Annotated in this window: 8 protein-coding genes and 5 tRNA genes; all 13 read left to right on the top strand. The window is 39.4% G+C overall.

The features are described from left to right. Nucleotides 1-61: 61 nt before the first annotated feature. Nucleotides 62-136: transfer RNA gene (locus JFL43_RS21750), tRNA-Glu, on the top strand. Between the two features lie 28 nt (nucleotides 137-164). Continuing rightward, nucleotides 165-240 (top strand) — tRNA-Val (locus JFL43_RS21745). Nucleotides 241-251: 11 nt separating this feature from the next. Then, nucleotides 252-335 (top strand) — tRNA-Tyr (locus JFL43_RS21740). A gap of 35 nt (nucleotides 336-370) precedes the next feature. Further along, nucleotides 371-445: transfer RNA gene (locus JFL43_RS21735), tRNA-Gln, on the top strand. A 13-nt stretch (nucleotides 446-458) separates the two neighbouring features. Then, nucleotides 459-531: transfer RNA gene (locus tag JFL43_RS21730), tRNA-Lys, on the top strand. Nucleotides 532-1,120: 589 nt separating this feature from the next. After that, the gene (rocF, locus tag JFL43_RS21725) at nucleotides 1,121-2,026 is read left to right on the top strand and encodes an arginase (protein WP_100795469.1); all 906 of its coding nucleotides are present in this window, start codon (nucleotides 1,121-1,123) and stop codon (nucleotides 2,024-2,026) included. A 256-nt stretch (nucleotides 2,027-2,282) separates the two neighbouring features. Beyond that, nucleotides 2,283-2,846, top strand: coding sequence for an RNA polymerase sigma factor SigW (gene sigW, locus JFL43_RS21720; protein WP_100795471.1), 564 nt, complete (start codon nucleotides 2,283-2,285; stop codon nucleotides 2,844-2,846). 13 nt (nucleotides 2,847-2,859) lie between these two features. Beyond that, nucleotides 2,860-3,480, top strand: a complete 621-nt coding sequence (locus tag JFL43_RS21715) for an anti-sigma factor family protein (protein ID WP_100795472.1) — start codon at nucleotides 2,860-2,862, stop codon at nucleotides 3,478-3,480. A gap of 112 nt (nucleotides 3,481-3,592) precedes the next feature. Next, entirely contained in the window at nucleotides 3,593-4,435 is an 843-nt protein-coding gene (cdaA, locus tag JFL43_RS21710; RefSeq protein ID WP_200750663.1) for a diadenylate cyclase CdaA, read from the top strand. Next, nucleotides 4,432-5,739, top strand: coding sequence for a CdaR family protein (locus JFL43_RS21705; protein ID WP_200750662.1), 1,308 nt, complete (start codon nucleotides 4,432-4,434; stop codon nucleotides 5,737-5,739). Before cdaA ends, JFL43_RS21705 begins: the two co-directional genes overlap by 4 nt. A 46-nt stretch (nucleotides 5,740-5,785) precedes the next feature. Then, nucleotides 5,786-7,138: a phosphoglucosamine mutase gene (glmM, locus tag JFL43_RS21700; RefSeq protein ID WP_100795475.1), complete on the top strand. Its 1,353-nt coding sequence runs from the start codon at nucleotides 5,786-5,788 to the stop codon at nucleotides 7,136-7,138. Between the two features lie 75 nt (nucleotides 7,139-7,213). Then, on the top strand, nucleotides 7,214-7,384 hold the full coding sequence (locus tag JFL43_RS21695; protein WP_407702013.1) for a DJ-1/PfpI family protein: 171 nt from the start codon (nucleotides 7,214-7,216) through the stop codon (nucleotides 7,382-7,384). Between the two features lie 522 nt (nucleotides 7,385-7,906). After that, a complete protein-coding gene (gene glmS, locus JFL43_RS21690; protein WP_200750661.1) occupies nucleotides 7,907-9,709 on the top strand; it encodes a glutamine--fructose-6-phosphate transaminase (isomerizing) in 1,803 nt (600 codons plus the stop codon). Nucleotides 9,710-9,823 lie beyond the last annotated feature (114 nt).

The following is a 9,823-nucleotide window of genomic DNA, read 5'->3' as shown; positions in this document are numbered from 1 at the left end:
CAAAGTTGTTTAAAAGATGTTAATATAATTCTTGTCCTGCTTGAAGCAGTCAGATTTTAATGGCCCCTTGGTCAAGCGGTTAAGACACCGCCCTTTCACGGCGGTAACACGGGTTCGAATCCCGTAGGGGTCACCATTATATAAAATTTATTTATCATATCCATGGAGGATTAGCTCAGCTGGGAGAGCATCTGCCTTACAAGCAGAGGGTCGGCGGTTCGATCCCGTCATCCTCCACCATGTTTTTTTTCGGAGGGGTAGCGAAGTGGCTAAACGCGGCGGACTGTAAATCCGCTCCTTCGGGTTCGGCAGTTCGAATCTGCCCTCCTCCACCATTTTTAAAACTATAGTAACATTCATAATTCATTGTTGGGGTATAGCCAAGCGGTAAGGCAACGGATTTTGATTCCGTCATGCCCTGGTTCGAATCCAGGTTCCCCAGCCATTTTTTATTTTATGAGCCATTAGCTCAGTTGGTAGAGCATCTGACTTTTAATCAGAGGGTCGCAGGTTCGAATCCTGCATGGCTCACTTTCTTATAAAATTTCAACCTCTTTCTACATTTCTGTAGAAAGAGGTTTTTTTGTAGTTAATAAAAAGAGGTTTATGAAATTTCTCTATTGGGTAATTAAATAATATATAACTATTCTAAGAACGTTTTATTATGTCGAATGGATTCACGGATAAAGTTAAAGGTGAAGTGAAGGAATGAGTAGGTAACCTTACAGGTGATGCTGCAATGCGAGTTGAAGGTAATTTTGAAAAGTTAAAAGGTGCTGCACAAGAAAAAGTTGGTGAATTATAAGAGAAGTTCTTTGATCAAGATAAGACTGATTAACGATGTAGAAAATAAAAACTCTCTCTAATTGACTCTAAAAGGGCAAGGGATTTTCCCTTACCCTTTTAGAGTCTTTTTTTATGGCATACATATCGTTGTATAACTAATTATGAAGCACCAAGATATTTGCTATAGAAGGTAGCGTATAGGTGAGATCAACTGTAGCTTTGTTGTATTTCATTAGGAAATGAACATTTGTATAAATATTCGGAATTTTGCGTGGTTGAGTCAACATGATTGTAGCATTTACAATAGTAGTAATTCACAAGGGGGTATAAAACAATGCATAAATTAAATATTTCACTAATAGGTGTACCGATGGATCTTGGTCAAACACGTCGTGGGGTAGATATGGGACCGAGTGCAATTCGTTATGCAGGTGTTGTAGAAAGATTAGAGGCAATTGGTCATAAAGTGATAGATGAAGGCGATATTCAGATTGGGGTATCTGAGCGTGAGCTGACAGAGGATACACATTTTCGTAATTTAACAGCTGTTACTGAGGCGAGTACGAAGCTGGCAAATAAAGTTCATGATGTCATTGAGCAGCATCATTTCCCGCTTGTCCTTGGTGGGGACCATAGTATTGCAATTGGCACTCTTGCTGGTTTAGCAGACCATTATGAGAACTTAGGTGTGATTTGGTATGACGCGCATGCAGACTTGAATACAGGTGATACATCACCGTCGGGTAATATACACGGTATGCCGCTTGCTGTTAGTATCGGGCTGGGTCATGAAAAGCTAGTGAATATCCGTGATTATGCACCAAAAGTAAAGCCAGAAAATATCGTTATTATTGGCGCTCGCTCAGTAGATCCAGGAGAACGTGAATTAATTAAAGAAAAAGGGATTAAAGTTTATACGATGCACGAGGTTGATCGAGAGGGAATGACAGATGTTATTCAAGATGCGATTATCTATTTAAAAGGTCGTAATGTAGACGGGGTGCATTTGTCTTTAGATTTAGATGGTATTGATCCTCTTTATACGCCGGGCGTAGGGACTCCAGTGCCTGGTGGAATTACATACCGTGAGAGCCATTTAGCGATGGAGATACTACAGGATTCTGGACTGATTACTTCCGCCGAATTTGTCGAAGTAAATCCAATCTTAGATGAAAAAAATAAAACTGCAGATGTGGCTGTTGCGTTGATGGGCTCATTATTCGGTGAAAAATTAGTATAATGTAGAAGGGACGGGTATGCTCGTCCTTTTTTATTTGTTTAAAATTTTTTTGATAGAAGGAACTTTTTTACAAGAAATTTAGTCCTGGAAAGAGGAAATTCTTATGAATTAACAGCATTTCCCTCTTACATATTTGTTATAATTATGGGAGTGCTGTTTAACGGGAGTACTTTAAAAAGAATTTATAAAAAATGAAACTTAATCTAAAGGATACTCGTATATAGAATAACAGCCGCATGGGCGGAGGGAAATCACAATGGACGCGTTAATCAACAAGAGAATAAAACAAGTGCTGAAAGGCGATCAAAATGCGTATTCCGATGTTGTGAGCCACTACCAGCAAAAACTGTACCAAGTTTGCTATCGCATGCTTGGCAATAAACATGAATCAGAAGATATAGCGCAAGAGGCATTTGTCCGTGCGTATATTAATCTTCACACTTTTGATTTGAATCGAAAATTTTCGACTTGGCTGTACCGTATAGCGACGAATTTATGTATAGACCGTATAAGAAAGAAGAAACCGGACTATTACTTAGATGCGCAAGTTGCTGGAACGGACGGCCTAGATATGTACTCTCAAATTTCTTCGTCAGATAGGTTACCTGAGGAAGAAGTACAGAGAATGGAGTTACAGGAAAGAATTCAGTATGAAATTAGCCAGTTGCCAGATAAATATCGAACGGTCATTGTCTTAAAGTATATAGAGGAATTGCCATTGCAGGAAATTAGCGAGATTTTAGATATGCCGCTTGGGACAGTCAAAACTCGAATCCACAGAGGACGCGAAGCTCTGAGAAAGCAATTAGGCAATCTGTAGGAGGGATTTCACTATGAATGCGTGTCCAAAACAAATTGGTGAATACATGCATGAATATTTAGATGGTGATATTAGTCGTGAGCATGAAACCGAGCTAAAAGCACATTTACAAAGCTGCGATGATTGTCGACAACATATGCAGGAGCTAAATAGTACGATTGCCTTTGTTAAAAGTGCTGCCGTCGTTTCAGTACCTCTAGATTTCAAGCAGAACGTTATGGTCCGTCTACCTAAAGGAAAGTCAGGAATTGGTGTCCAAAGATGGCTACGCCGCCATCCGATATTTGTGGCAGCAGCAATGTTCTGCATTTTAATGAGTGCATCACTTCTTACAGGATTTAACGATGATAAGGAGTTCTCAGTGACAAAGCAGCCAAACCTCGTTGTAGAGGGGCAAACCGTCATTGTACCTGCAGGTGAGACAGTTACAGGTGATATCGTCGTTAAAAACGGTGACATCGTTGTAGAAGGTGCAGTAGATGGCAACATCACAGTTATTAATGGCCAATACATGGCTTCAACAGCAAATGTAACCGGCCAAATTGATGAGATTAATCAAGCATTCGAATGGCTCTGGTATAAGATTAAAAACGGAGGAAAAGAAATTCTTTCATTTTTAGATAAAAATAAATAAAGTGAAAAAGTCTACTGATTAAGGTAGACTTTTCTGCTCCATATAAGCAGAAAAAGTAAGAGTTATGCTATACTGAACACATATGCACTTGCTAGAAAAGTGGGGGATCCACATGTCTTTTATTAATGAAATCACACAACTTACCGACAATGTATGGATCAGAATGTTGATGAACATTCTGGACATTCTCTTAGTTTGGTTTGTAATTTATAAAATTTTAACCTTAATTAGAGGAACGAAGGCCGTTCAGCTTCTAAAAGGAATATTTGTTATTATTATCATTCGAATTATTACTGTCTATGCCGGCTTAAATACGCTTGGGTGGATGATGGAGCAGGTTATCAATTTTGGTTTCCTTGCTATTATTATCATATTCCAACCAGAATTGCGTCGGGCACTTGAACAGATTGGTCGTGGAAAGCTATTTGCTCGTAGTAATTTACAGGAAGAGGAAGAGCGTACGCGTTTAGTAGAAGCGATGTCCAAATCCATTAGTTACATGGCGAAGCGACGTATCGGAGCGCTTATCTCAATCGAGCGTGAAACAGGATTGAATGATTATATTGAGACGGGAATTTCGATGCATTCAGAAATCTCATCAGAGCTACTGATCAATATTTTTATTCCAAATACACCCTTACATGATGGTGCAGTCATTGTTCAAAAAAACAAAGTAGCTGCAGCAGCATGTTATTTACCATTATCAGAAAGTCCGTTCATCTCGAAGGAATTAGGAACACGTCATAGAGCTGCTATTGGTATTAGTGAAGTAACTGATGCCATAACAGTTATCGTATCCGAAGAAACGGGTGCAGTTAGTTTAACGATTAATGGAGACCTACACCGAGATCTTTCCATAGAGGAATTCGAAGCACGTTTACGCAAAGCGTGGTTCGGCCCTGAACAAGAAGCAACAAGTACCTCTAAGTGGAGCTGGAGGGGGAACAAGAAATGATGGATAAACTAATCGAAAGCCCTTGGTTTTTAAGAATTACAGCGCTGACACTAGCAATGCTTCTATTCTTTACGGTTCAGCCTGTTGAAAAAGATGGTGTGGGTGGCGCTTCATCGAATACACAAACGGACGTACTTCATAATGTACCTGTTCAAGTTTATTATGATGATCAGAGTTTAATCGTCACAGGTGTGCCAAAAACCGTTGATGTGACGATTAAAGGTCCAATGGCCATCGTCTTACAAACGAAGGCAGTAAGTGATTACACTGTCTTCGTAGATTTACGTAAGCAGTCAATTGGAGAACATAAAGTAACGATTAAGCATGAAAACTTTTCTGATAAGCTATCAGTACAATTGGATCCGGCAACTATCGATATTAATATTGAAGAAAAGATAACAAGAGTATTTAAAATTGAGCCAGAAATCAATGAAAGCTTATTGGCAGAAAATTATTACGTGAAAAGTATGACAGCAAATCCTGGGTCTGTAACGGTTGTTGGCGCTAAAAGCGTAGTAAATAGCATTAGCTATGTAAAAGCAACGGTTACTGGTGAGCAAGATTTAAAGAATTCCTTCCAACAAGAAGCAAATGTCAAAATACTAGACCGTGATATGAATAAATTAGATATACAAGTGAATCCAGAGAAGGTTAAAGTGAATGTTGACGTTGGAGAGTATAATAAGGAAGTACCTGTCGTCTTAAATCAAAAGGGAACTCCACAAGATGCTGTCACCATCAAGTCATTGACGACGACAACAAGCAAACTGATACTAAATGGTTCGAAGGCAGCACTAGAAAATATGCAACAATTAATTGTCGATATTGATGTTTCTAAAATTAAAGATTCAGGTACTTTTAATGTAGATATAGAGAAGCCATTGGGCATCTCTAGAGTATCTGAAAACAATATTAAAGTCCAAGTTGTAGTTGAGAAAAAAGAATCGAATTCTGATAATAAAGAAGTAAATAAAGACGAAGAGAAAGATCAAGAGAATGACAATAATGATACTTCAAGTATAGGTTCAAAAGTATTCAAGAATGTAGCAATTAATGTTCGAAATCTAGATGAGGATTATAGTAGCGATTTCATCACACCAAAGAATGGTATACTCACATTAACAGTGAATGGTGATGAAAAGGAGCTAGCTAATCTAGAAATGAAAGATTTCGATTTATATGTAGAAGCAGCTGACATGAGTATCGGAGATCATAAACTACCTATTCAAGTTGACGGACCAAGAAATATAACATGGTCACTTTCTAATAAGAACGTCAGTCTTCGAATAGAAAGAATATCTTAAAAAATTCGATTGAAGGATCGTAGATAGTTTTGAAGGAGAGAACAAAATGGGTAAATATTTCGGAACAGACGGCGTCCGCGGAGTCGCCAATAGTGAGCTGACGCCTGAGTTAGCATTTAAACTCGGTCGCTTCGGTGGATACGTTTTAACGAAAGAAGCCACAGAACGTCCAAAAGTATTAATTGGTCGCGATACACGTATATCTGGACAAATGCTAGAAGGAGCTCTTGTAGCCGGCTTGCTTTCAGTAGGAGCAGAAGTAATGCGTCTAGGCGTTATTAGTACACCTGGAGTCGCTTATTTAACACGTGTTATGAGTGCGCATGCAGGCGTTATGATTTCAGCATCACATAATCCAGTTGCAGATAACGGTATTAAATTCTTTGGCCCCGACGGCTTTAAGTTAACGGATGACCAAGAAGCAGAGATTGAAGCATTATTAGACCAAGAGCAAGATGAGTTACCTCGTCCAACAGGTGGCGATCTTGGTTCACTAAGCGATTATTTCCAAGGTGGTCAAAAATACATTCAATATTTAAAACAAACTGTAGATGAAGAGTTCACAGGTATTCATATTGCATTAGATTGCGCACATGGTGCAACTTCTTCGTTAGCAACACATCTATTTGCGGATTTAGAAGCGGACTTATCAACAATGGGTGCTTCACCAAACGGTCTCAATATTAACGCTGGTGTAGGTTCTACACATCCTGAAGAACTTGCTAAAATGGTAGTTGAAAAAGGCGCAGATATTGGACTTGCATTTGACGGAGACGGTGACCGACTAATCGCAGTTGATGAGAAAGGTAATATCGTTGATGGAGACCAAATCATGTACATCTGTGCAAAACATTTCCATGACCAAGATCGCTTGAACAAAGATACAGTGGTATCTACTGTCATGAGTAATATGGGCTTCTATAAAGGTTTAGAAGAACAAGGTATGCACAGTGTTCAAACTGCAGTAGGAGACCGTTATGTTGTAGAAGCAATGCGCGCTGGTGATTACAATATTGGCGGGGAGCAATCAGGGCATATCGTCTTCCTTGATTACAATACAACAGGGGATGGCCTATTAACAGGTCTGCAACTCGTTAATACGATGAAATTAACAGGTAAAACATTATCTGAGCTCGCAGCTGAGATGACAATTTTCCCTCAAAAGCTAATTAACGTTCGTGTAACAGATAAATATGCTGTGGAAGAAAATGAAAAAGTAGCGGCAGTTATTTCTGAAGTAGAGCAGGGAATGAACGGGAACGGTCGCATCCTTGTCCGACCATCGGGAACAGAACCGTTAGTACGAGTTATGGTTGAAGCAGCAACAACCGAAGATTGCGAAGCTTATGCAGAACGAATCGCAGTTGTAGTAAAAGAAGAAATGGGATTAACTGAATAAATGTTTAATTATCTCCGGTTGTGGAATAGGTTATTATTACACCCTATTAAATAAACCACTTAGGAGAAATTGGATTTGGCGAAAGTAGCAACTGTCATAACGAAACTGTTTGAAGATATGGAAAATGCGGGAGCAAATTATCAAGATGATGAAGTCTACGTATGCCAAAATCAATTGGTAATGAGCTGCACGCCTGATGATCTTCCAGCGTTTAACCAAGAATTATTAAAACTATTAAATAAATAATATTGTATGAAAAAACCGTTAACGTTTACACACGTTAACGGTTTTTTATAATGAAGTAAAGGAACAAAATGCTGCTATAGAACGTATAATATAGTGGGAAATATTATTTTTCCCGTGTAAACCTTTTCAAAACAGCTTTCTGATTGACTATGAATAGTGAATTCAGTATGATGAAGTTGCTACTGTATAGAGACTTAACCTTTATACTAAAATAGTAGCTGCGCAAGAGGAGGAGTCAAAGTAAGCGCATAAAACAAAGGAAAAAAATTATAGCGCCAGCGCTGAAGAAATTGGACGACACAGATCTTCAGCAGACGAGGTGGAGGAGTATCGAAATTTCGGCGGATGCCTCCCGATTGCCATTGCCCGATCGAAAGTTTGCTTGCAAAACGTTTGAGTGATCAAACGGACAAAGAAGCAAAACGGCAAAGTCACAGCAGCATAAGAACGTAACCCCGACTTCATAAGAAGACGAGGCATAATTTCATGCGGCTAATTTTGCAAACTTCGGAGGAATTTAATATGTGTGGAATTGTTGGATATATCGGTTTTTTGGATGCGAAAGAAATCCTATTAAAAGGCCTTGAAAAATTAGAGTACCGTGGATATGATTCTGCAGGTATCGCACTTCGCAATGAAGAAGGTATCACAGTCTTTAAAGAAAAAGGACGTATCGCTGATTTACGTGCAGTTGTAGACGAAAATGTTTTGGCTCACACAGGAATCGGCCATACACGCTGGGCAACTCACGGCGTGCCAAACAAACAAAACGCGCACCCACATCAAAGTGTATCAGGTCGATTTACACTTGTGCATAATGGTGTTATTGAAAATTATCATTTATTACAAAGTGAATTTCTACAAAACGTGGACATGAAATCTGATACAGACACAGAGGTCATTGTGCAGCTAGTCGAAAGATTCGCAAACGATGGTATGACTACAGAAGAAGCATTCCGTCATGCATTATCATTACTACACGGTTCATACGCGATTGCTTTACTTGATGCTGAGGAAGAAGAAACAATCTTCGTCGCAAAAAATAAAAGTCCGTTGCTAGTAGGTGTAGGCGAGCATTTTAATGTCGTGGCATCAGATGCTATGGCAATGTTACAAGTAACAGACCAATTTATAGAGCTACATGACAAAGAAATCGTCATCGTACGTAAAGAAGCTATGACGATTAAAAATCTAGATGGCACGGTAGTAGAACGTGCGCCGTATACAGCTGAGTTAGATATGAGCGACATTGAAAAAGGCACATATCCTCACTACATGCTAAAAGAAATCGACGAACAACCAACTGTTGTCCGTAAGATCATTCAAGCTTATGAAAATGAACAAGGTGAACTTGCTATCGATCCGGCCATTGCAGAAGCATTGCATGAAGCAGATCGCCTATATATTATCGCAGCCGGCACAAGCTATCACGCTGGTTTAGTAGGGAAAGAATACTTTGAGAAAATTGCACGTATTCCAGTTGAAGTGCATATCTCAAGCGAATTCGGCTACAATATGCCACTACTATCAAAAAAACCGTTATTTATTTTCATCACACAATCTGGTGAAACAGCGGATAGCCGCCAAGTATTAGTGAAAATTAAAGAACTTGGCCACCCAACATTAACAATTACAAACGTACCAGGATCAACACTGTCACGTGAAGCAGATTACACAATGCTCTTACATGCAGGTCCAGAAATTGCTGTAGCCTCTACAAAAGCCTATGTTGCCCAAGTAGCAGTACTAGCAATCGCAGCGTATGTAGAAGCCGGGTCTCAAGGGATTGAAGTAAACTTCGATTTGAAAAAAGAGTTAGCAATCGCAGCGAACGCAATCCAGTCAATCGTCGATTCAAAAGAAGTCTTTGAAATCGCATCTAAAGACTTTTTATCAACAACACGTAACGCATTCTTCATCGGTCGTAATATCGATTATTGCGTAAGTGTAGAAGGTGCACTGAAATTAAAAGAAATCTCTTACATCCAAGCTGAAGGCTTTGCTGGAGGAGAACTAAAACACGGCACGATTGCCCTGATCGAAGAAGGCACACCAGTATTTGCACTCGTTACGCAAAAATCAGTTAGCCTGAATATCCGAGGCAACGTCAAAGAAGTTACAGCACGTGGCGCCAATCCATGTATCATTTCTATGGAAGGTATGGAGCAAGAAGGCGACGCAATCGTCCTACCACAAGTACACCCATTACTAGCACCGCTTATGTCAGTAGTGCCATTACAGCTTATAAGCTACTATGCAGCACTATATCGCGGTTGTGATGTGGATAAACCACGCAACTTGGCAAAATCGGTGACGGTTGAATAGAGAGTTATTATTGTCGGGAATGTTTTGTAGAATTGAAATAAAGTCGTATCGTTTATATTAAAGATGTACCGTTAACCCCCCTTTTAACGGGGGCTTTAGTGCAACAAAGGGTTT

Source organism: Viridibacillus soli, assembly GCF_016612995.1.
Taxonomy (GTDB): domain Bacteria; phylum Bacillota; class Bacilli; order Bacillales_A; family Planococcaceae; genus Viridibacillus; species Viridibacillus soli.
The sequence above is the reverse complement of the archived record's forward strand: the minus strand, read 5'-3'. Positions and strand labels throughout refer to the sequence as shown.

Excerpts from the sequence above, each read along its gene's own strand:
- rocF (WP_100795469.1), top strand. The coding sequence starts at position 1,121 with ATGCATAAATTAAATATTTCACTAATAGGTGTACCGATGGATCTTGGT.
- sigW (WP_100795471.1), top strand. The coding sequence starts at position 2,283 with ATGGACGCGTTAATCAACAAGAGAATAAAACAAGTGCTGAAAGGCGAT.
- JFL43_RS21715 (WP_100795472.1), top strand. The coding sequence starts at position 2,860 with ATGAATGCGTGTCCAAAACAAATTGGTGAATACATGCATGAATATTTA.
- cdaA (WP_200750663.1), top strand. The coding sequence starts at position 3,593 with ATGTCTTTTATTAATGAAATCACACAACTTACCGACAATGTATGGATC.
- JFL43_RS21705 (WP_200750662.1), top strand. The coding sequence starts at position 4,432 with ATGATGGATAAACTAATCGAAAGCCCTTGGTTTTTAAGAATTACAGCG.
- glmM (WP_100795475.1), top strand. The coding sequence starts at position 5,786 with ATGGGTAAATATTTCGGAACAGACGGCGTCCGCGGAGTCGCCAATAGT.
- glmS (WP_200750661.1), top strand. The coding sequence starts at position 7,907 with ATGTGTGGAATTGTTGGATATATCGGTTTTTTGGATGCGAAAGAAATC.